Annotated in this window: 21 protein-coding genes; 13 read left to right on the forward strand and 8 right to left on the reverse strand. The window is 43.2% G+C overall.

All coding sequences use genetic code 11. The features are described from left to right. Window positions 1-9: 9 nt before the first annotated feature. Window positions 10-7,644 carry a beta-ketoacyl synthase N-terminal-like domain-containing protein gene (locus MHH79_RS09295; RefSeq protein ID WP_340035103.1) on the forward strand — a complete coding sequence of 2,545 codons (7,635 nt, stop codon included), beginning with the start codon at window positions 10-12 and terminating at the stop codon, window positions 7,642-7,644. Window positions 7,645-7,688: 44 nt separating this feature from the next. Here MHH79_RS09295 and MHH79_RS09300 read toward each other — a convergent pair whose 3' ends face one another. From MHH79_RS09300 to aprX, 4 genes are all read right to left on the reverse strand, one after another. Beyond that, on the reverse strand, window positions 7,689-8,906 hold the full coding sequence (locus MHH79_RS09300; protein ID WP_063335385.1) for a cytochrome P450: 1,218 nt from the start codon (window positions 8,904-8,906) through the stop codon (window positions 7,689-7,691). 231 nt (window positions 8,907-9,137) lie between these two features. Beyond that, window positions 9,138-9,494: a hypothetical protein gene (locus MHH79_RS09305; protein WP_015383717.1), complete on the reverse strand. Its 357-nt coding sequence runs from the start codon at window positions 9,492-9,494 to the stop codon at window positions 9,138-9,140. Between the two features lie 78 nt (window positions 9,495-9,572). After that, the gene (locus MHH79_RS09310) at window positions 9,573-10,397 is read right to left on the reverse strand and encodes a hypothetical protein (RefSeq protein WP_100506593.1); all 825 of its coding nucleotides are present in this window, start codon (window positions 10,395-10,397) and stop codon (window positions 9,573-9,575) included. Between the two features lie 111 nt (window positions 10,398-10,508). Continuing rightward, the gene (aprX, locus tag MHH79_RS09315) at window positions 10,509-11,837 is read right to left on the reverse strand and encodes a serine protease AprX (RefSeq protein ID WP_042975826.1); all 1,329 of its coding nucleotides are present in this window, start codon (window positions 11,835-11,837) and stop codon (window positions 10,509-10,511) included. A gap of 224 nt (window positions 11,838-12,061) precedes the next feature. On the opposite strand from aprX, the gene MHH79_RS09320 reads away from it, so the two are divergent. The 3 genes from MHH79_RS09320 to MHH79_RS09330 all read left to right on the forward strand — a co-directional run bounded on the left by MHH79_RS09320 (window position 12,062) and on the right by MHH79_RS09330 (window position 13,804). Beyond that, entirely contained in the window at window positions 12,062-12,295 is a 234-nt protein-coding gene (locus tag MHH79_RS09320; protein ID WP_014476869.1) for a hypothetical protein, read from the forward strand. 279 nt (window positions 12,296-12,574) lie between these two features. Then, window positions 12,575-13,282, forward strand: a complete 708-nt coding sequence (locus tag MHH79_RS09325) for a poly-gamma-glutamate hydrolase family protein (protein WP_100506594.1) — start codon at window positions 12,575-12,577, stop codon at window positions 13,280-13,282. Window positions 13,283-13,351: 69 nt separating this feature from the next. After that, entirely contained in the window at window positions 13,352-13,804 is a 453-nt protein-coding gene (locus tag MHH79_RS09330; protein ID WP_015383720.1) for an OsmC family protein, read from the forward strand. A gap of 13 nt (window positions 13,805-13,817) precedes the next feature. Here MHH79_RS09330 and ebrB read toward each other — a convergent pair whose 3' ends face one another. The 3 genes from ebrB to MHH79_RS09345 all read right to left on the reverse strand — a co-directional run bounded on the left by ebrB (window position 13,818) and on the right by MHH79_RS09345 (window position 14,919). Beyond that, a complete protein-coding gene (gene ebrB, locus MHH79_RS09335) occupies window positions 13,818-14,171 on the reverse strand; it encodes a multidrug efflux SMR transporter subunit EbrB (protein WP_014476870.1) in 354 nt (117 codons plus the stop codon). A 13-nt stretch (window positions 14,172-14,184) separates the two neighbouring features. After that, entirely contained in the window at window positions 14,185-14,502 is a 318-nt protein-coding gene (gene ebrA, locus MHH79_RS09340) for a multidrug efflux SMR transporter subunit EbrA (protein ID WP_015483253.1), read from the reverse strand. A gap of 135 nt (window positions 14,503-14,637) precedes the next feature. Then, window positions 14,638-14,919: a hypothetical protein gene (locus tag MHH79_RS09345; protein WP_014664059.1), complete on the reverse strand. Its 282-nt coding sequence runs from the start codon at window positions 14,917-14,919 to the stop codon at window positions 14,638-14,640. Between the two features lie 88 nt (window positions 14,920-15,007). Between MHH79_RS09345 and MHH79_RS09350 the strand changes: the two genes are divergently transcribed. From MHH79_RS09350 to MHH79_RS09390, 9 genes are all read left to right on the forward strand, one after another. Further along, the gene (locus MHH79_RS09350; protein WP_100506595.1) at window positions 15,008-15,421 is read left to right on the forward strand and encodes a YmaF family protein; all 414 of its coding nucleotides are present in this window, start codon (window positions 15,008-15,010) and stop codon (window positions 15,419-15,421) included. Window positions 15,422-15,520: 99 nt separating this feature from the next. Beyond that, window positions 15,521-16,465 (forward strand): tRNA (adenosine(37)-N6)-dimethylallyltransferase MiaA, encoded by a 945-nt coding sequence (gene miaA, locus MHH79_RS09355; protein ID WP_021479248.1) that lies wholly within the window; start codon window positions 15,521-15,523, stop codon window positions 16,463-16,465. A 39-nt stretch (window positions 16,466-16,504) separates the two neighbouring features. After that, a complete protein-coding gene (hfq, locus tag MHH79_RS09360; protein ID WP_003221097.1) occupies window positions 16,505-16,726 on the forward strand; it encodes an RNA chaperone Hfq in 222 nt (73 codons plus the stop codon). Window positions 16,727-16,920: 194 nt separating this feature from the next. Further along, window positions 16,921-17,193 carry a YmzC family protein gene (locus MHH79_RS09365; RefSeq protein ID WP_014479841.1) on the forward strand — a complete coding sequence of 91 codons (273 nt, stop codon included), beginning with the start codon at window positions 16,921-16,923 and terminating at the stop codon, window positions 17,191-17,193. A gap of 81 nt (window positions 17,194-17,274) precedes the next feature. Then, the gene (locus MHH79_RS09370; protein WP_003245262.1) at window positions 17,275-17,505 is read left to right on the forward strand and encodes a hypothetical protein; all 231 of its coding nucleotides are present in this window, start codon (window positions 17,275-17,277) and stop codon (window positions 17,503-17,505) included. Between the two features lie 243 nt (window positions 17,506-17,748). Beyond that, window positions 17,749-18,141 (forward strand): class Ib ribonucleoside-diphosphate reductase assembly flavoprotein NrdI, encoded by a 393-nt coding sequence (gene nrdI, locus MHH79_RS09375; protein WP_003231758.1) that lies wholly within the window; start codon window positions 17,749-17,751, stop codon window positions 18,139-18,141. Beyond that, the gene (nrdE, locus tag MHH79_RS09380) at window positions 18,101-20,203 is read left to right on the forward strand and encodes a class 1b ribonucleoside-diphosphate reductase subunit alpha (protein WP_047182642.1); all 2,103 of its coding nucleotides are present in this window, start codon (window positions 18,101-18,103) and stop codon (window positions 20,201-20,203) included. The genes nrdI and nrdE overlap by 41 nt, the downstream gene beginning before the upstream one ends. Window positions 20,204-20,220: 17 nt before the next feature. Continuing rightward, a complete protein-coding gene (nrdF, locus tag MHH79_RS09385) occupies window positions 20,221-21,210 on the forward strand; it encodes a class 1b ribonucleoside-diphosphate reductase subunit beta (RefSeq protein WP_003231754.1) in 990 nt (329 codons plus the stop codon). Between the two features lie 49 nt (window positions 21,211-21,259). Continuing rightward, window positions 21,260-21,880 (forward strand): hypothetical protein, encoded by a 621-nt coding sequence (locus MHH79_RS09390; protein ID WP_063335387.1) that lies wholly within the window; start codon window positions 21,260-21,262, stop codon window positions 21,878-21,880. Between the two features lie 63 nt (window positions 21,881-21,943). Here the strand turns inward: MHH79_RS09390 and cwlC are convergent, their stop codons facing one another. Beyond that, a complete protein-coding gene (gene cwlC / locus MHH79_RS09395; protein WP_327830118.1) occupies window positions 21,944-22,711 on the reverse strand; it encodes a sporulation-specific N-acetylmuramoyl-L-alanine amidase in 768 nt (255 codons plus the stop codon). Window positions 22,712-22,906 lie beyond the last annotated feature (195 nt).

Consider the following 22,906-nt stretch of genomic DNA (forward strand, 5'->3'; position numbering starts at 1 on the left):
GAAGCGCCAATGCTGAATACAGAAGACATTCTCTGTAAAATGCTTTTCGCACAATTACAGTCCATAGGGTTTTTCACAGAAAGTAAATCCCAGCCGGTATTGGAGAATTTCTATGGCAGATGGTTCGAAGAAAGCCAATCAATTTTAGAACGGCAGCAATTTTTGAAGCGAACGGAGAACGGACATGTTCCAACACGCTCAATAGGCACCATGAGCGAGCTGTGGAAAGAATGGAATGAACAAAAATCTGACCTGCTTCAAGACAATAATATGAAAGCCATGGTGACATTGGTGGAGACAGCACTTAAAGCCTTGCCGGAGATTCTGACCGGCAAGGCGTCAGCCACCGATATCTTGTTTCCGAATTCATCTATGGATTTAGTAGAAGGGATCTATAAAAACAATCAAGTCGCAGACTATTTTAATGATGTTCTTGCAGATACGTTAACAGCCTATCTGCAAGAACGTCTGAAGCAAGAGCCTGAGGCGAAGATTCGAATATTAGAAATCGGAGCCGGGACCGGCGGGACAAGCGCGGCTGTTTTTCAAAAATTGAAAGCATGGCAGCCACATATAAAAGAATATTGTTATACAGATCTGTCTAAAGCTTTTTTAATGCATGCAGAAAATAAGTATGGTCCTGACAATCCATATTTGACATATAAACGATTTAATGTCGAGGAGCCGGCGTCTGAACAGCATATTGATGCGGGAGGCTACGACGCGGTCATCGCGGCAAATGTGCTTCATGCCACAAAAAATATCCGGCAGACATTGCGAAATGCAAAAGCAGTTTTGAAAAAAAACGGGCTGCTCCTTTTAAATGAAATAAGTGATCATAATATATATTCGCATTTGACGTTCGGCCTTTTAGAGGGCTGGTGGCTGTATGAGGACCCTGATCTCCGCATATCGGGCTGTCCGGGCCTGTATCCAGACACTTGGAAAATGGTGCTTGAGAGTGAGGGATTTCGCTATGTTTCCTTTATGGCTGAACAATCGCATCAGCTCGGCCAGCAGATCATTGCCGCTGAAAGTAACGGAGTCGTCCGTCAAAAGAAGAGAACGGAGGCAGAAGAAGATCCAAGCCATATACAAATGAATGCTGAAATCGATCATTCACAGGGAAGCGATTCTCTCATCGAACAAACGGCACAATTTGTGAAGCATACGCTGGCAAAATCAATCAAACTATCACCAGAACGTATTCACGAAGATACGACATTTGAGAAGTATGGAATTGATTCGATTTTGCAGGTGAATTTCATTCGTGAATTAGAAAAAGTGACGGGAGAGCTTCCAAAAACCATTTTATTTGAACATAACAATACAAAAGAACTCGTCGAATATTTAGTAAAGGGGCATGAAAATAAGCTCCGGACAGCATTGTTAAAGGAAAAAACGAAGCCTGCAAAAAATGAAGCTCCACTTCAAACAGAGCGTACAGATCCTAATAAGCCATTTACTTTTCATACACGCCGCTTTGTTACAGAGCAGGAAGTCACTGAAACTCAGCTAGCAAATACCGAACCACCAAAAAAAGAAAAGACAAGTAATTTGCAAGGAATACATTTTAATGATTCTAGTACAGAAGATATCGCAATAATCGGGGTAAGCGGGCGCTATCCGATGTCTAACAGTTTAGAAGAGCTTTGGGGGCATTTAATCGCCGGAGACAATTGTATTACAGAGGCACCGGAATCCAGATGGCGCACATCTTTATTGAAAACATTATCAAAAGATCCAAAAAAGCCGGCAAATAAGAAACGCTATGGCGGATTTTTACAAGATATAGAGGCATTTGACCATCAGCTTTTTGAGGTGGAGCAAAACCGGGTGATGGAAATGACACCGGAACTCCGTTTATGTTTAGAAACCGTCTGGGAAACATTTGAGGACGGCGGCTATACGCGAACCCGGCTGGATAAATTGCGGGATGATGACGGAGTAGGTGTTTTTATAGGGAATATGTATAACCAGTATTTTTGGAATATCCCATCTTTAGAGCAGGCAGTCCTCAGCTCAAATGGGGGAGACTGGCACATTGCAAATCGCGTTTCCCACTTTTTTAACCTGACCGGACCGAGTATCGCTGTCAGCTCAGCATGCTCTAGTTCATTAAACGCCATACATCTTGCATGTGAAAGCCTGAAATTGAAAAACTGCTCAATGGCGATTGCTGGAGGTGTCAATTTAACACTCGATCTCTCTAAATATGATTCTTTGGAGCGTGCCAATCTGCTGGGAAGCGGCAATCAAAGCAAAAGTTTTGGCACAGGAAACGGGCTTATTCCCGGGGAAGGCATCGGAGCTGTCCTGTTAAAACCGCTTTCGAAGGCGATTAAAGATCGGGATCATATTTACGCTGTAATCAAAAGCAGTTTTGCCAACCATAGTGGCGGAAGACAGATGTATACAGCTCCGGATCCGAAGCAGCAAGCAAAGTTAATTGTCAAGTCGATTCAGCGGTCGGGCATTGATCCAGAGACTATCGGCTATATTGAATCGGCGGCAAATGGTTCGGCGCTGGGCGATCCTATTGAAGTAATTGCCTTAACAAACGCGTTTCAACAATATACAAACAAGAAACAGTTTTGTGCGATAGGCTCTGTCAAATCCAATCTGGGGCATTTAGAGGCGGCTTCCGGTATTTCTCAGCTGACAAAAGTGCTGCTGCAGATGAAGAAAGGGACGCTGGTGCCGACAATTAACGCGATGCCTGTCAACCCAAATATTAAGCTGGAGCACACGGCTTTCTATCTTCAGGAACAAACAGAGCCATGGCATCGCTTGAATGATCCTGAAACTGGAAAACAATTGCCTCGCAGAAGCATGATCAATTCCTTCGGAGCGGGGGGAGCCTATGCCAATCTTATTATAGAAGAATATATGGAGACGGCCCCTGAGAAAGAACATATCGCTCCCCGCCAGCAGGAATTCACTGCCGTTTTTTCAGCCAAAACAAAATGGAGCCTGCTTAGCTATCTAGAAAATATGCAATTGTTTTTAGAGAAGGAAGCTTCTCTGGATATTGAACCCGTTGTACAGGCTTTACACAGGAGAAACCATAATTTAGAGCATAGGGCTGCATTTACAGTGGCATCGACTCAAGAGCTGATCGAAAAACTAAAGGTGTTCCGAACATCAAGAGAAATCTCACTCCAGCAAGGCATCTATACATCATTCGATTTACAGCCATGTGCGGAATCAGCATCTAGGGATAGAGAAATAAACGCAGCAGAGCAATGGGCACAAGGGGCATCGATTGCTTTTAAAGAAGCTGGTATAGGGAACCGATCAGGCTGGGTTCATCTGCCTCACTATGCATTTGACCATAATACACCATTTCATTTCGATGTATCGTCTATCAATGAGAAATCGTCAGATGTTGAAGACAATATCAATCAGCCGGCCATTCAAGATCAATTCACTTATGATGAGCCTTACGTTCAAGGACACGTCTTCAACAATGAACGGGTGCTTGTCGGTGCCACATATGGCAGTCTGGCCATTGAAGCATTTTTTAACCTGTTCCCTGAGGAAAACAGCGGCCGTATCAGCAAATTAAGTTATATCAGTCCAATTGTCATCAAACAAGGCGAGACCGTTGAACTTCAGGCAAAGCCGCTGCAAAAAGATCAAGTCATAGAACTGCAAATCATGTATCGCGAGCCGTCCTCTGGTTTGTGGAAGCCTGCCGCAATCGGACAATGCGGAATCGGTTCTTTTGAGCCCAAAAAAGTCAATATCGAGAACGTTAAGCATTCATTAACTAAGCTTCATCACATCGATCAGATGTATAAAACCGGAAACGGTCCTGAATGGGGAGAGTTATTTAAGACAATTACTCATCTCTACAGAGATCACAAGTCTATACTGGCAAAAATTCGCCTGCCCCAAAGCGGGCTGGCAAACGGGCACCATTACACTGTAAGCCCATTGATGACAAACAGCGCGTACTTGGCTATCCTCGGTTTCTTAGAGCAGTTTGACATGACAGGCGGCTTCCTGCCGTTTGGAATCAATGATATCCAGTTTACAAAGCAAAAGATAAAAGGGGATTGCTGGCTTTTGATTACATTGGTTAAGAATACAGGTGACATGCTGCTGTTTGATGTAGATGTGATCAATGAGTCGTCAGAAACAGTGCTGCACTACTCGGGCTACTCGCTTAAACAGCTTCGTATTTCGAATCAAAGAGGAAATCAAAATAAGGCCATCAAAGCCAGCAATCTGAAAGATCGTATCAGAAGCTATGTAACAGATAAACTGGCAGTAAACATGGCCGATCCGTCAAAATTGACTCTTGCAAAAGCGCATATCATGGATTTTGGAATCGATTCTTCTCAATTGGTTGCACTGACAAGGGAGATGGAAGCAGAGACAAAGATCGAATTAAATCCGACTCTGTTTTTTGAATATCCGACTATTCAAGAGCTAATCGACTTTTTTGCGGACAAACATGAAGCATCTTTTGCTCAGCTGTTTGGTGAAGCTCATCAGCAGGAAGAACGCCCAGCTCAAATCGAAAACCAAATGAAACAGATTCCGGCATACGAGACGAACACGGATAAAACAATTGAACACGCGGCAGACGGCATAGCCATTATCGGTATGTCGGGACAGTTTCCGAAAGCAAACAGCGTAACAGAATTTTGGGATAACCTTATCCAAGGAAAGAACTGTGTCTCTGAAGTGCCGAAAGAACGCTGGGACTGGCGCAAACATGCCGCAGCTGATAAGGAAGGGCAATCAAGCCTTCAATGGGGCGGTTTTATAGAAGGAATAGGTGAGTTTGATCCCCTGTTTTTTGGCATATCGCCTAAAGAAGCGGCGAATATGGACCCACAGGAGTTTCTGCTCTTGATACATGCATGGAAGGCGATGGAAGATGCAGGCTTAACAGGGCAGAGTGTATCCAGCCGCCCGACAGGAGTATTTGTCGCAGCCGGCAATTCGGATACAGCTGTGGTTCCTTCCCTAATTCCAAACCGTATATCCTATGCACTTGATGTAAAAGGGCCAAGTGAATATTATGAAGCTGCCTGTTCCTCAGCTCTAGTGGCTTTGCACAGAGCTATACAATCCATTCGAAACGGCGAATGTGAGCAAGCCATTGTCGGGGCTGTGAATTTGCTGCTTTCACCAAAAGGCTTTATTGGCTTCGACTCAATGGGCTATTTGAGTGAGAAAGGACAGGCCAAATCCTTTCAAGCAGATGCAAATGGCTTTGTCAGAAGTGAAGGAGCAGGAGTTCTCATCATTAAACCATTGCAAAAAGCCATTGAAGATTCTGATCATATTTATTCGGTTATTAAAGGTTCAGGTGTATCGCATGGCGGCAGGGGAATGTCACTTCACGCGCCAAATCCGGCCGGCATGAAGGATGCAATGCTGAAGGCTTATCAAGGAGCGCAAATTGATCCCAAAACGGTGACCTATATAGAAGCGCATGGGATCGCCTCTCCATTGGCAGACGCGATAGAAATAGAGGCGTTAAAGTCAGGCTGCAGTCAGCTCGAATTGGAACTTCCACAGGAAGTACGGGAGGAAGCGCCATGTTATATCAGCAGCTTAAAGCCGAGCATCGGTCACGGTGAACTCGTCTCAGGCATGGCTGCTCTTATGAAGGTCAGCATGGCGATGAAGCATCAAACAATACCAGGCATATCCGGATTTTCGTCTTTGAATGACCAGGTGTCAATAAAGGGCACCCGTTTCCGAGTGACTGCCGAGAATCAGCAATGGAGGGATTTAAGTGACGATGCAGGCAAAAAAATTCCGCGCAGAGCGAGTATCAACAGCTATAGCTTTGGAGGCGTAAATGCGCACGTCATTTTAGAAGAATATATTCCTTTACCAAAACCAGCGGTTAGTATGAGTGAGAATGGTGCCCACATTGTAGTTCTTTCTGCAAAGAATCAAGACAGGCTAAAAGCAATTGTTCAACAGCAGCTTGACTATGTGAATAAACAACAAGCACTGTCATTACAAGATTATGCTTATACACTCCAAACCGGCCGAGAGGAAATGGAAGACCGCCTGGCGCTCGTCGTCCGCAGTAAAGAAGAACTGGTAATCGGCTTGCAAGACTGCTTAGCTACAGAAAAAGGCGATAAGCCGAAAAGTTCTGTACCTGTCTTTAGCGGAAATGCAGAAAATGGCTCGTCAGATCTCGAAGCCTTGCTGGATGGTCCATTAAGAGAAATGGTGATCGAGACTTTGTTGTCTGAAAACAACCTTGAAAAGATCGCGTTTTGCTGGACAAAAGGGGTGCAAATCCCATGGGAGAAGCTTTATCAAGGAAAAGGTGCCCGCAGAATACCGTTGCCAACCTATCCATTTGAAAAGAGAAGTTGCTGGAACGGCTTTCAAGCAGTAGAGAATACGCCTTCTGTTTCACAGGATGAGCGTATCAACAACAGCAGCGATCATCACATATTAGCAACTGTACTAGGGATGGCTCCGGATGAACTGCAGCCTCAGAAGCCATTGCAGCAGTATGGATTTGATTCAATTTCTTGCATACAGTTATTACAGCAATTGCAATCAAAGGTGGACCCTCTCATTGCCTTGACGGAGCTTCAAGCATGCCATACTGTTCAGGACATGATGGACTTGATCGCAAAGAAACAGGAGGATACATCCTTACAAAATGATCAAGCTCGCACGTTTCCGGAATTGATACCGTTAAATGACGGCAAGCGGGGGCGCCCTGTCTTTTGGTTCCATGGCGGAGTAGGAGGAGTTGAAATCTATCAGCAATTTGCCCAAAAGAGCCAGCGCCCTTTTTACGGCATTCAAGCCAGAGGATTCATGACTGATTCTGCGCCTTTGCACGGAATTGAACAAATGGCTTCCTATTATATAGAGATCATTCGATCCATACAGCCTGAAGGTCCTTATGATGTAGGCGGATATTCCTTAGGCGGGATGATTGCATATGAAGTCACTCGCCAGCTGCAAAGCCAAGGCCTTGCTGTCAAAAGCATGGTGATGGTTGACTCCCCATATCGTTCTGAGACAAAAGAGAATGAGGCATCTATGAAAACGTCAATGCTGCAAACAATTAATACGATGCTGGCATCGATTGCGAAACGGGAAAAGCTTACGGATGTTCTCATCAGCCGTGAAGAGGTGGACATAAGCTTAGAGGATGAAGAATTCCTGTCTGAGTTGATTGACTTGGCAAAAGAACGAGGGCTAAACAAACCAGATAAGCAAATACGTACGCAGGCTCAGCAAATGATGAAAACACAGCGCGCCTATGATTTGGAGTCGTACACTGTTAAGCCTCTCCCTGATCCTGAGACGGTAAAATGTTATTATTTCCGCAACAAAAGCAGGTCTTTCTTTGGTGATTTAGACACTTATTTCACTCTATCAAATGAAAAAGAACCGTTTGATCAAGCTACCTATTGGGAGGAATGGGAGCGGCAAATTCCCCATTTCCACCTGGTGGATGTCGATTCAAGCAACCACTTCATGATATTAACCGAACCGAAAGCGTCAACAGCCATGTTAGAATTTTGCGAAAAGCTCTATTCAAACAGGGGAGTAGTGAATGCGAATTTCCTTAAGGCTTTCCGGAAGAAACATGAAGCGAGGGAAGAAAAAGAAACAGATGAATTGGTGAAGCGCTGAGAAAACACAAACGCCCCCTCTTTTAAAAGGGGGCGTTTTGAATGTTATTTTGAAAGTGAAACAGGGAGACTTTCTAATCCTCTTAAAAAGACATTTTTTCTCCATTGAATGTCATCAGGTGCAACCGCAAGTTCAATATCAGGAAATCTCTTCAGAAGTGCGTTAAATGCAATGTGGCCTTCCAGCCTGGCAAGAGGCGCTCCTAAGCAGAAATGAATGCCAAAACCGAAAGAAATATGTCTGTTAGGCGACCGATTTATATTTAATATTTCGGGGTTCTCAAAAAAATTCGGGTCGCGATTGGCAGATCCGATCCCTATAAAAATCATGTCTCCTCTTTTGATCGAATGCCCCTTATATGTAAAGTCTTCGATGGCCCACCGATTTGCCATCATAACGACAGGTGAGGTGTATCGCAGCAATTCTTCAACCGCTGTAGCGATCATTTCAGGATGCTGCTTGAGCTTCTCACATTCCTTCTTGTGCTGCAGCAATGCGAGGGTGCCTGAGCCGAGTAAGTTAACAGTTGTTTCAAGGCCGGCTACAACGAGCAAGAACAGCATCGAATAGAGCTCTTTTTCGCTTAACTTGCTGCCGTTTTCCTCAGCATGCACAAGTTTGCTGATTAAATCGTCTTTTGGCTTTATCCTTCTGTCATGGATCAGCTTGGCGATATAATCTTTAAATTCACGAAGGGCCTGATTTGTCAGCTCTCTATTACCTTCAGAGGTATCAACCATCGCATTGGTCCAGATTTGAAACTGTGACCGATCTTCTTTTGGGATTCCCATCAATTCAGATATAACAATAAAAGGCAAAGGGGAAGCGAAGGATTTCATGATATCCGCTTTATTTTCTTTTTCCATTTCATCTAAAAGCTGTTCAGCAATTTGTTCAATGCTGCCGCGCAGATTTTCAATGGTTCGGGGAGTAAATGCTTGATGAACAAGTGATTTCAGGCGGGTATGGTCAGGTGTGTCTTTTGCCAGCATATGATCGGATACAAAATCGATATCTTCACTAACGTTGAGCATTTTGATTTGTTCTTGGTCCATCACATTTTTTACGTCTCTTGTAATTCGATTGTCTTTTAAAAAGGCCATACAATCATCGTATCGGGTAATTAACCAGGCCGGATATGTGGCTCCGAACCGTTTTAATTCAAATCGGTGAATGGGCTCTTCCTCTCTAAATCGTCCTAAAACTGAAAAAGGATTGTGATGAAACTCTTTACCATGCGGATGAAACATCAATTTTTCCATTTGCATTCTCCTCGCCTAATAGGGTAAATAGATGAATCAAATTGCTGAACTAGTTTACAAAAAACAGAATGATTTGAAATGTAATCCTGTCTCTAAAACTATATATCTATTTTAGGAGTCATTCAATAGGGTGAAGAACGAAAAAAGTGAAAAAACGGCTCGATATAAAGCAGCGCCTTTGAACGAAAGCTCAAAGGGCGCTACGCTGTATTATTTTGATGAAAGTGACTGTCAGCTGTGCTGGATATCAATTGTATATACTGCACGATCTGTTATGACCTTCAATCCTTCGTTTTCTTGGTGAATATGTATTTCACCTAATAAAGGAATCTCATAGGCATTTTGCGGAAGCGGTACGTTTCCGTCCTCAGTGAATGTTGTTCCTTCGCCTTCTAAAACCAGCTCTTCTTTCGCAACATAATCATCAGGATGATTCGTACTGCGTATAGCCACTTTTTGAAGGTGGAGAACAATCTGATCCAAGTCTGATATCTCTTCATCATGGGTCAATTCACCTTTTCTAATATCAAGCGTCTGGCCGACTTTTGATTCCAGCCATTGAGAAAGCTGTGTATTCGTGTGTGCCATCAATATTCCTCCTTTTGATCTACACGATACTATTCCCAATTGCTGCATCTTTTACACGGAAAAGAGCCGCCCCACTCTTTATGTATGAAACAATTCGCTGTTCAGAGCCTTGATATAGCGTACGGCAGAACGCTGGACCGCTTCGCCGGCATTTTCTTTGACAACTTTAGAAAAAGCATTGTAAAGCCGGTTGAATTGAAGCGGTTTTACTTTGGCTGCTATTTCTTCAACTTTGGAGGCGGGAAGGGGAATGAGGTTTGGGTAGCTGTACATAAAGCTGACCCAGTTTCGGTCCGCCGCAACCGTAATGATATCTCCGGTCAATAGACAGCCTTTCCCTTCATTGCCCTTGCTCCAATGCAAAACAGCACCGCCTTTAAAATGTCCGCCCAGTCGGTAAAGGTCCAGTCCCGGCTTCATATTGAGCGTTTCCCCTGACCAGAAGTGAATGTGATTGCTTGGCCTTGTCACCCATTCTTTATCATCCTCATGGATATAGATCGGGGCCTGAAATGCTTCAGCCCACTCAACCTGAGTAGAGTAATAATGTGGATGAGACAAGGCGATGGCTTGAATACCGCCTAATTCGTTGATTTGGTCAATTGTCTTTTGGTCAAGATATGTCATACAATCCCACAGCACATTGAAGCCCTTATGCTGGATAAGATGGGCTGTTTGTCCGATCGCAAACTCTGGTTCAGTTTTGATGCTGTAAAGATGCTCTTCTTCCTTTTGGAGGATGTTTTGAAGGTTTCCTTTCTCACGCATGTCTTCAAGGGTTGTCCAAGTTTGTCCATCGGGATGAATATACTGTCTTTCATCCTCGCAAATCAGACACGAGTTGGGCGGATCTACAGTCTGTGCATGTTGCACACCGCATGTATTGCAGATATAATATGGCACTTTCTTCACTTCCTTCATCTATTTTCCATTATTTTACCTTATTATTATGAATATTCAAACGAAAAAACCGGCAGTTCTGCTGAGAGAGAATTGCCGGCTTTTTGGTGCTTTTTATTGGCCGGGAACGGAATTTTCTGCGTTGACAGCGCCCGCTCCGTAGATATTCGGATCTTCATCTTTCCATTTGTCCGTGCCGTTTTTCAAAAGCTCTTTTACTTCATCAGGGGTAAGATCCGGGTTTTGCTGAAGAATTAAAGCTGCGATTCCTGCGCAAATCGGTGTTGCCATCGAGGTTCCTGACATTGTAAAGTACTGAGACCCTACACGGCTTGACTTTTGAAGCTTATCAATATAAGAATTCGGAGAGCGAAGGGAAATAATATTAACACCCGGCGCTAAAATATCGGGTTTTTCTTTCCCATATACTGTCGGGCCGCGGCTTGAGAAGGAAGCGACAGTATCATCATCGCTGCTTGCAGTATTGTTATCGTCAAGCGCACCTACTGTAATCACCTTTTCGCTCACGCCCGGGCTTGCAATGGTCTGCGAATCAGGGCCTGAGTTTCCGGCAGCGACACAGACGACAATCCCTGCGTTCCACGCTTCTTCAACCGCTCTGACTAACGGATCTTCCTGTTCATGATCATATCTAAGGGCATCGCCCCCGAGCGACATGCTAATAATATCAATCGGTTCATCGGGGTTGTCCTCATTGTATTGAATACACCACTCAACACCCTCTATAATATCTGCTAACGTTCCTGAACCCTGCTTGTTTAATACCTTTACGCCGATGAGATTGGCTTCCGGTGCAGGTCCGCGGTATTGACCGGAAGAGGATGCGCCGCTGCTTGCGACATCACCTGCACAGTGTGTGCCATGACCATTATCATCGTACGGCTCTGTTTTTTGATTGACCATGTCCGCGAATCCGATAATTCTGCCTTCTAGATCAGGATGCGGGTAGATTCCTGTATCGACAACAGCGACAGTAACGCCTTTTCCTGTCAGGGTTTGCCCGTTTCTGACGACTTCCTTCGCATGGCTTGCTTCGGTTGCCGTGTCTAAAAGCGCTTTGACTTCGCGGTTTAAATACACTTTACGGATATTGCTGCATTCAGAGAGAAGGGAATGTAATGCTGAAGGAGTAACCTCGGCGCTGCAGCAGTTGATTTTGTTGAAGCGGCTTTTTAGCTTGCTGCGTTTTTCTTTTTGCAGAACCTCTCCAGCCATTTGAAAGCCGGTCTCGTGACAGCCTTCCTCAAATTCGATAATGACTGACATTTTTTTTCTGTTTTGCAATTTGGTTTCGAAAAATTTATGCAAGAAGCAAGGAGTCCATTTGAAGGGCTTGTAAAGCTGCAATACGGTTTCCCGTAACGGCCAATCTAGCTTGTGAGCATTTGCTCTCACCATTTGTACCATAGAGTACCCAAACATGTATTTTCCTCCTATTATAAGGTTCTCTGTATACTCTATGAACAGATGATAGGTTTGGTAAGTTTGTTTGTCCTCTGTAAGAGACAGACAAGAGTTTGTTTTTCTGAATCTTTCGCATTAGATACGATAGATTCAGAAGTTGAGGAAATCATTGGGGATTGAAAAAGAACATTTGTTCGTATTATAATGTGATCATATCAAACTGGGAAGGGGAGAGCAACCGTATGAATTTCTACTTGCACCGATCATTGGAAAGCCAAATGCCAATCAGCATTATATATATGAAGAAAGACGGAACGATTAGTAAAAGAACGATTATTGTAAGACAGAAAAGCAAAACGAAAATCAAAGCATTTTGTTTTTCGAAACAACAGATCAGAACATTTTTATTGGACTCTATCCTCTCCTGTGACTTTGTGAGAACAAATAAGCAAAATCTCTATTCTGCAGGCCGTTAACAGCTGTCCGTCTCAGCAACCGGGCAGCCTGTTACTAAAACCCTCCTTAAACCTATATACATTTATTTGCCAAGTGAGGTTGTTCCTACCTTTTTTGTCTTTCCTCTCAACCTTTTTTCACTCTTATTTGAAATGAACCGCTAATAACCGTGACAATCAATTGATTTTTTGAAACCGGGAACTTTTTCACTGATGATATTGTGTATACAATGGTAAGATAAAACCTATTGGCTAAACCTCATATAATGAACCGCGCCATTCTTATGAAAGGAGTTAAACATGAGAAGATTTTTACTAAATGTCATATTAGTCTTAGCCATTGTCTTGTTCTTGAGATATGTTCATTACTCATTGGAACCTGAACCATCAAATCAGCCAGATACATATTCAAATTTCAGCAGCTTGGCAGAGAATGAGAGCCCAGCCGATTACGATATTTCATATAATGAGAAAATAGGAAGCAAAGTCTTAATTATGTCTCCGCATGGCGGAAGAATTGAAGGCGGAGTAAGTGAGCTTGTTCGTTATTTCAATAATGAATACTCTACATACCTGTTTGAAGGGTTGAAGTCCCACGATAACCAAACGCTGCACATTACAAGCACCAACTTTGATGAGCCATTGGCAAAAAAGAAAATCAAGGAGCATCAATATGTGGTGGCTTTTCACGGATATAAAGGAGAGAACAAGAATACGCTTGTAGGGGGAACAGACCGAAAGCGGGCGAAAATGATTGTGAGAGCCCTTGAGCGGAGAGGGTTTTCCGCTGAGTTAGCGTCGTCTAAAAGCGGTCTTGCTGGATTGAATGCCGAAAACATTAATAACCAAGGGGAAACGGGGCTAAGTATCCAGCTGGAAATCAGCCGTGAGCAGAGAGAAGCATTTTTTGATGATTTTTATTATAAAAATAGAAAATACACAAAGAATAGTGAATTTTATGCTTATGTCAGTGCGATCAAAGGTGTCCTGGAAAAAGAGTATTCGTAACAAGCAGATCAGAAGACAAAATAAGAGAAGATCAGTAGACTGAAATAGGATAAAAAAGGAGGCGAAACAATGGCAGATCATCATTTTTATTTAAAAGCGAATTGGCCGGGTAACCGCAATGATGTCGGTACGATTGAAAGCGGAAACCTGATCACATCGATTTCCATTCCTAAAGAAATGGATGGCCCGGGAGAAGGGACCAACCCAGATGAAATGCTTCTCGGGGCGGCAGCGACCTGTTACATTATTACACTTGCAGCGATGATGGAGAGAAGCGGGCTGGAAAAAGAAGACTTACAGATGGAGTCAGAAGGCATTGTCGACGTCACAAAAGGAGTCTTTACATACAAAAAGATCATTCACCGTCCCTCTGTCGTGCTTAAACATGATGCTTCACAAGATGACGTCGCATTGGCTCACAAGCTTTGTAAAAAAGCGGAGGCGTCATGCATGATTTCGCGTGCAATTCAAGGAAATGTCGAGCTGCAGCTTGAAGCCTCTGTGAAACTGGGTGGAGAATAAAGAAAACAGACGGTCACTCACAGACCGTCTGTTTTTTATCTTCAGCGTGGGCTTTCGATTGATTTAGCACGACCACGCCTGCAATGACAAGCGTGAGACCGAATACACCTTTTAAACTGATGGTTTCGCCAAAAAGCAAAAAACCGACAATTGCTGTAAGCGCGGTACCAACGCCCGACCATGTTGCATACGCGCTTGATAAGTCAATTGTTTTTAAAGAAAAGCTTAGAAACGTAAAAGCAGAAAGAAATCCGACTATGACTCCGGCAATGGGCCAGGCTTGTGTAAATCCTTCTGAAAGCTTCAGCATCGTGCTCCCAAACACTTCAGATACAATGGCGAGAGCCAAATAAAGCAATCCTCTCATCTTCATCACTCCTTTACTGCCAATTAAGTAACACGACCCCTGATAGTAATAAAAGAATCCCAATAAGCCCTTTGGCATTCAGATCTTCCTTGAACCATTTTACTCCGATCACTGTCGTCAGCACCGTGCCCGCCCCGCTCCAAGTCGCATAGGAGAGGCTCAGGGGAATATGGTTTAAAGTCAGGGACAGCATATAAAAGGCGAGGGAATAGCCAATAACGACCAAAGCACTTGGCTTCCACTTTTTGAAGCCATCAGATACTTTCAGCATGGCTGCTCCTATCGATTCTGAACATATGGCAATCGTGAGGAATATATATCCTATCAACATCATGAATTCTCCTCACTATATTTTTAGATTAGAAAAAAACTTCAGCTAGAAAAATATTAGTGTATGCCTATGTATGAGTCAAGAGATTCATTTTCACACACTTAAAAAGACCCCTTTTTAAGGGGTCTTTTGCGTTTAATAATAATAAGGGAACGGGGCATACGGATAATAGGGGTATCCGCCATACAAATAAGGATTAAATAAAGCGCTTCCTATAAGCCCGCCTGCAAGGCCGCCGATAAACGGTCCTCCAAAAAATCCGAATGGCCGGCCAAAACCAAATCCATAACCAAATCCGGGTCTTCCAAACCCGTAACCGAACCCGAACGGTCTTCCAAACCCAAATGGTCTCCCGAATCCGAACGGTCTTCCAAATATTCTTGTATCTTCAGGGCTGAAATTTTCTAACTCGTTCATGTTTTCTTTCCTCCTGTAATAAAGTGTAGATGATGCAGTGTATTCAGCCTGCCCGGATTTGATTGGGCGAATCGAGGAAAAGGAGGATGTGAACACATTGGGCCTGTATCAGTCTGACTGGTCAAAAGCACCGCCCCACGCACATGCTTATCATGTCAAAACAACGAGAGAACAGGGCCATTATCATCTCATTGAAGGGTTTACTCAGCCGGCAAACGGATCAAATACCGATCAGCATACACATTACTATACAGGGATCACTTCATTTGAAAACGGCCATTTTCATCGGTATTACGGAATCTCAGGGCCGGCGATTCCCTTAGCAGATGGCACACATTATCATGAAATCGAAGAAACGACGTATCTGGCCTATAACGAGCCGATTGAGATCCAGTACGGAGGGGTTGTGTACGATCCAGGAGATGACAGAAGAAAAACGCATCGTCATACCCTGAAAGGAAAGACAAGGGAAATTGTCGGCAATGAGCCGCTCTGCTGGTAGAAGGATGTTTACCGATGCAAAAAAAGGGCAAAATGGATAGGTGGTTGTCCATGTTGAATGCTATAATGGGGGGAGATTTATAAAAGAGAGTGATACATATTGAATAATACGAAGCAGCCCGTTGTCATTTTAGTCGGACCGACGGCAGTGGGGAAAACCAATTTAAGTATTCAGCTAGCCAAATCCTTAAACGCGGAAATTATCAGCGGAGATTCAATGCAGATTTATAAAGGGATGGATATTGGAACAGCTAAAATTACCGAACAGGAGATGGAGGGAGTGCCCCACCATTTGATTGACATTTTAGATCCCCAGGACTCTTTCTCTACTGCCGATTATCAAAGCTTAGTAAGAAATAAAATCAGCGAGATTGCAAATAGAGGAAAGCTTCCGATGATTGTCGGCGGTACAGGGCTTTATATACAATCTGTGCTTTACGATTATACATTTACGGAAGAGGCAAATGATCCCGTGTTTCGAGAGAGCATGCAAATGGCTGCTGAGCGGGAAGGCGCTGACTTTCTTCATGCCAAACTTGCTGCAGCAGATCCCGAGGCAGCAGCTGCGATTCATCCGAATAATACAAGAAGAGTCATTCGCGCACTGGAAATTTTACATACGTCCGGAAAAACGATGTCCCAGCATTTGAAGGAACAAAAACGAGAACTTCTGTATAATGCAGTGTTAATCGGCCTGACAATGGATAGAGACACACTTTACGAAAGAATTAATCAGCGGGTCGATATGATGATGCAGTCAGGCCTTCTTCCGGAAGTGAAACGCTTATACGACAAGAACGTGAGAGACTGTCAATCAATACAGGCGATAGGCTATAAAGAGCTGTATGCATATTTTGACGGTTTTGTGACACTTTCCGATGCTGTCGAACAGCTAAAGCAGAACTCGAGGCGGTATGCGAAACGCCAGTTGACGTGGTTTCGCAACAAAATGCAGGTCACATGGTTCGATATGACACCGCCTGTTGATATGGAGCTGAAAAAAAAGGAAATTTTCACACATATAGCAGGAAAACTCGAACTTTAATCGAAACTGTATGATATAGAGAATCAAGGAGGACGAAACATGAAACCGATTAATATTCAGGATCAGTTTTTGAATCAAATCCGGAAAGAAAATACGTATGTCACTGTTTTTTTGCTGAACGGCTTTCAGTTGCGGGGCCAGGTGAAAGGCTTTGATAACTTTACCGTATTGTTGGAATCGGAAGGTAAGCAGCAGCTTATATATAAACATGCGATCTCAACGTTTGCGCCGCAAAAAAACGTCCAGCTTGAACTCGAATAGATCAAAAAATGCCATGTCAAGACATGAAGAAAGGCTGCCGGGGTTCCTGGCGGCCATTTTTAACATGAATCCACTTTTGCTCCAAGCTTTTTGTGTAAGCTGACCATGCTAAGGCACGGTCTTTTTTTATGAGAACAACATACGGAAGTGAAAATGGTATATTATGTATAAAATGAATTTGGGAGTGATCGACCTTGTTTGAAAGTGAAGCAGAACTGAGACGAATCAGGATTGCACTTGTATGGATAGCTGTCTTTTTACTGTTCGGGGCGTGCGGGAATCAAGATACCATTATTGAAACAGACAGCGGCAATTCAGACTATGAAACGCCTCAGCCCACCTCGTTTCCGCTTGAACATAACCATTTTGGCGTTATGGAGGACGGCTATATCAAAATTTATGAGTATAATGAGTCCCGCAATGAGGTAAAGCTGAAGAAAGAATACGCGGATGATGAACTTGAATAAAATTCACAAGCATTCGAATTTACAAAGCGGATGCCAGCCGCTAAACTAAATACAGACACAGATCAAACAGAGGGTGAAAACATGAAGCATAAAGTGATCGTGAATCATTGGGAAGAAATTTGCGAAGATGATTCTTGCTATGAATACGGAACAAGTATCATTGTGAACGGAAAAGAATTAATCAGAGAAGCGTCAATTATCACTGCTTTGAAGGCGGTTTTAGAAGAGATCGGCGCGGATGTTGAAATAGAAGAAACAGTAGAGAGCGAAAAATGCTGTGATAGCTTAAGAAAAAAAAATCTAGACTACTAAGCAGTTTTTTTTCATGTTATGATATACATCGGCTAAAAAACGACACCCCGAGTAGGACGAGAGATGATTCTCGTTCTGCTCTCTTTTTTGGGCCCTAATGAGTCTGCCCATTTGCCTGATTTGATCAAAATATGAATTTTTCATAAAAACGAATCTATATATTGTGTTTTTGCTAGAGGGTAGTATACTATATATAGTGTTAGTGATGAGAGATTCATATTTTTTGATAGGTCGTGATAAAACGTGGTACAAATCATATTTGATTCGAAAACAGGGAATGTTCAGCGGTTTGTAAATAAAACAGGCTTTCAGCAGATACGCAAGGTGGACGAAATGGACCACGTGGACACTCCGTTTGTTTTGGTCACCTACACGACAAACTTCGGTCAGGTACCGGCATCAACACAATCATTTCTCGAAAAATACGCCCATCTCTTATTAGGTGTCGCTGCGAGCGGCAACAAAGTATGGGGCGATAACTTTGCAAAAAGCGCCGATACCATTTCAAGACAATATCAGGTGCCGATCTTGCACAAATTTGAACTCAGCGGCACATCTAAAGACGTTGAATTGTTTACTCAGGAGGTAGAAAGAGTTGTCACAAAATCAAGTGCCAAAATGGATCCAGTTAAATAACGAAATCATGATCCAAAAAGATGGAAAATTCCAGTTTGATAAGGATAAAGAGGCTGTACATAGCTATTTTGTAGACTATATCAATCAAAACACAGTGTACTTTCACGATTTAAAAGAGAAGCTGGATTATTTGATTGAAAACCAATACTACGAAGAGGAGTTCTTAAGCCTTTATTCTTTTGAAGACATTAAAGAAGTGTTTAAGACAGCTTACGCAAAGAAGTTTCGTTTTCCTTCCTTCATGAGTGCGTTTAAATTTTATAATGACTATGCTTTGAAAACGAATGACAAGAAAAGAATCCTCGAGCGTTATGAGGACCGGATCTCAATTGTTGCGCTGTTCTTCGCAAACGGCGACACTGAGAAAGCAAAGGAATATGTGCACCTGATGATCAATCAGGAATATCAGCCGAGCACACCGACATTTTTGAACGCCGGCAGAAAACGCCGCGGTGAACTTGTGAGCTGCTTCTTGCTCGAAGTTAATGATTCTTTAAACGACATTTCAAGAGCGATCGATATCTCCATGCAGCTTTCTAAACTGGGCGGAGGGGTTTCTCTTAACCTGTCCAAGCTTCGCGCGAAAGGTGAAGCCATTAAAGATGTTGAGAATGCGACAAAAGGCGTTGTAGGCGTCATGAAGCTTCTTGATAACGCGTTCCGTTATGCTGACCAAATGGGACAAAGACAAGGATCCGGCGCGGCGTATTTAAACATTTTCCACCGCGATATCAATGATTTTCTTGATACGAAAAAGATTTCTGCGGATGAAGATGTGCGTGTCAAAACGCTTTCGATCGGTGTTGTCATTCCGGATAAGTTCGTTGAGCTTGCACGCGAGGACAAAGCGGCTTATGTATTCTACCCGCACACGATTTATAAAGAGTACGGCCAGCACATGGATGAGATGGACATGAACGAAATGTACGACAAGTTTGTCGACAACCCTCGGGTGAAAAAGGAAAAAATCAACCCGCGGAAACTGCTTGAAAAATTGGCGATGCTTCGTTCTGAATCAGGCTATCCATACATCATGTTCCAAGATAACGTGAATAAAGTGCATGCGAATAACCATATTTCGAAGGTCAAATTTTCTAACCTTTGCTCTGAAGTGCTGCAGGCATCTCAAGTTTCTTCATACACAGACTATGATGAAGAAGATGAAATCGGTCTGGATATTTCCTGCAACCTGGGCTCGCTTAACATTCTCAATGTCATGGAGCATAAATCAATCGAAAAGACAGTCAAGCTTGCGACAGACTCTTTAACACACGTGTCTGAAACAACTGACATCCGTAATGCGCCTGCTGTAAGACGGGCAAACAAAGCGATGAAATCAATCGGCCTCGGTGCTATGAACCTTCACGGCTACCTTGCGCAAAACGGCATTGCGTATGAAAGCCCGGAAGCGCGTGACTTTGCAAACACGTTCTTTATGATGGTGAACTTCTACTCCATCCAGCGTTCTGCGGAAATCGCAAAAGAGAAGGGCGAAACGTTTGATCAATATGAAGGCTCAACCTATGCGACAGGTGAATACTTTGACAAATACGTTTCTACTGATTTCTCACCGAAATATGAAAAAATCGCTAATTTGTTTGAAGGTATGCATGTCCCGACGACAGAGGACTGGAAAAAGCTAAAAGCATTTGTGGCTGAACACGGTATGTATCACAGCTACAGATTATGCATTGCGCCAACAGGCTCTATCTCATACGTCCAATCAAGTACGGCGTCTGTTATGCCGATTATGGAACGCATTGAAGAACGAACATACGGCAACTCAAAAACGTACTACCCAATGCCTGGGCTTGCATCTAATAACTGGTTCTTCTATAAAGAAGCCTACGATATGGACATGTTCAAGGTTGTGGATATGATCGCCACTATCCAGCAGCACATTGATCAGGGAATCAGCTTTACATTGTTCTTAAAAGACACAATGACGACCCGTGATTTAAACCGAATCGATCTGTATGCACATCATAGAGGAATTAAAACCATTTACTATGCAAGAACGAAAGATACTGGGCAAGACAGCTGCCTTTCTTGTGTTGTTTGATTAAAGGAGAGTTTATAGTGACAAAAATTTATGACGCAGCAAACTGGTCAAAGCATGAAGACGATTTTACCCAAATGTTCTATAACCAAAACGTGAAACAGTTCTGGCTTCCGGAAGAGATTGCTTTAAACGGCGATCTCCTCACATGGAAGTACCTCGGGAAAAACGAGCAGGACACTTATATGAAGGTACTGGCCGGACTTACGCTTCTTGATACAGAGCAGGGGAATACGGGAATGCCGATCGTGGCTGAACACGTAGATGGCCATCAGCGGAAAGCGGTGCTGAACTTTATGGCGATGATGGAGAACGCTGTCCATGCGAAGTCGTACTCTAATATTTTCATGACCCTTGCACCGACTGAAACGATCAATGAAGTATTTGAATGGGTTAAACAAAATAAATATTTGCAGAAAAAAGCGCAAATGATTGTCGGGCTTTACAAAGCCATTCAAAAAGATGATGAAATTTCACTGTTCAAAGCGATGGTTGCTTCCGTCTATCTGGAAAGTTTCCTTTTCTACAGCGGTTTCTATTATCCGTTATATTTCTACGGACAAGGAAAACTGATGCAAAGCGGTGAGATCATTAACCTGATCCTTCGTGACGAAGCGATTCACGGCGTGTATGTCGGTCTCCTTGCTCAGGAAATTTATAATAAACAGACAGAAGAGAAAAAAGCAGAGCTTCGTGAATTTGCGATCGACCTTCTGAATCAGTTATATGAAAATGAGCTTGAATATACAGAGGACTTGTATGATCAAGTCGGACTCTCACACGATGTAAAGAAATTCATCCGCTATAATGCGAATAAAGCGCTGATGAACCTTGGATTTGATCCATACTTCGAAGAGGAAGACATTAATCCGATCGTTTTAAACGGATTAAACACAAAAACAAAATCACATGACTTCTTCTCTATGAAGGGGAATGGTTATAAAAAAGCGACAGTTGAGCCGCTTAAAGATGATGACTTTTATTTTGAAGATGAAAAAGAGCAGATATAATATCTGCTCTTTTCGGCTTGAAGGTTCAAATGAGGAGGACGCAGTACCCATGGGAAAAATGGACGAAATGATTTTAGTTGCCCCGCGCGATGATGTGTTTAAGAAAGAAAGCTTAACCTTCCAGGGCGTGTACAGTGAAGATAGCAGAGTAGCAGAAATCATGGCTCAGATTGAAGCGGCTTATCGTGAAATGAGAAGAGGGGACGCAGAAGAAGATCCGCGTTTCAAGCAGCCGATACCTTATGTCGTCATTAAGCGTGAAGATGAAGTTTTTCTTTACGAGCGGCTGGCTGGCGGCGGTGAATCACGACTGCACAACAAGCTTTCTCTCGGCTTTGGCGGCCATATGAACGCCATCGATGGGGCAGCTTCATTTGCTGAAGTCTTAAAGCTGAACACAGACCGTGAGCTTGAGGAAGAACTGCAAATAAATGAAGAAGATAAACAGGCGATAGTCACACTGGGATTAATCAATGATGATGAAAACAGTGTTGGCAAAGTGCATATCGGTATTCTTTCTGCGCTTCAATTAAAGCCTGGCGCACAAGTGGAAGTGAAGGAGAAAGAACAAATTGCGGGTAAATGGATGAAAGTTTCTGAATTAAAACAGGATGACATCTACAACCGTCTGGAAACATGGTCACAGTTTGTTGTTGATATTCTTGAATAAAAAAACCCGGTTTCTCGCGATGAGGAGCCGGGTTTTTTTATGAGACGCTCGTCCCCGTCTCGGCTATGATTCTAGGATCACAATAGCGTCAAAGCCGGCATTTTTCGCTTTGGCAGCGAGGGTGTCTGCATTGTCTTTGGATGAAAATGCGCCAATCTGCACTTTGTAAAATCCGTCCTTTAAAAGGACAATCGAGTCAAAACCTTTGGCTTCGGCTTTACTTGCGAGCGAGTCGGCATTCGCTTTGACTTTAAATGCGCCGATTTGAACCTTATATAACCCTGAGCTGGAAGTCTTTTTAAGGTTAAAGGCTTGCTCCAGGCCGTGTGCATGTCCTCTCGCTAAGCTTTGAATAAAACTGCTCGTTTTCAGCTTATTTGCATCGGCAACGGTATCAATGAAGCCGTTCTCGGTCAAGAGGGCAGGCATTGCCGACTCCCTTAGGACGTGGAAGTTCGCTGTTTTTTTGCCGCGATCGGCAAAGTCGACAGCTTGTATCACTTCAGAGTGAATTGTCGATTGATAAGTCGTCGTCGGGGCTCCTACACCTGGATAAATATAGCTTTCAAAACCTGTGCCTCCCCCGGAATTAACGTGAATGGACAAAAAGAAATCTGCTCCCCAGTTATTTGCGGCATTTGTCCGGTCGTTTAAGCTGACATATTGGTCGCTTGTCCGGCTCAGCAGCAAAGAAACGCCTTCATATTCATTAGTTAATATCGTACGTAAGGCTAAAGCGATTTGCAGGGTTAACGTTTTTTCCTGAAGGCCATTACCTGTTGCGCCTGGATCAGACCCGCCATGGCCAGGATCAATAAAAATTTTAACCATTTTTCATCACCTCATTACAGGATATGAAAAAACACGGCTTCTGCTTGTACGATTATCATTCATCTGAAAAATGAGGAAATAACCCTTTCACATCCGGAAATTATTTCTCGGGAAAGCGCACAATCCAACATGAAGCGACAACAGATACGGTCCGACATGAAATATGTGCATATGCCATATGTTTGTATGTACTAT

Source organism: Bacillus sp. FSL K6-0993, from assembly GCF_037977205.1.
GTDB lineage: Bacteria > Bacillota > Bacilli > Bacillales > Bacillaceae > Bacillus > Bacillus subtilis.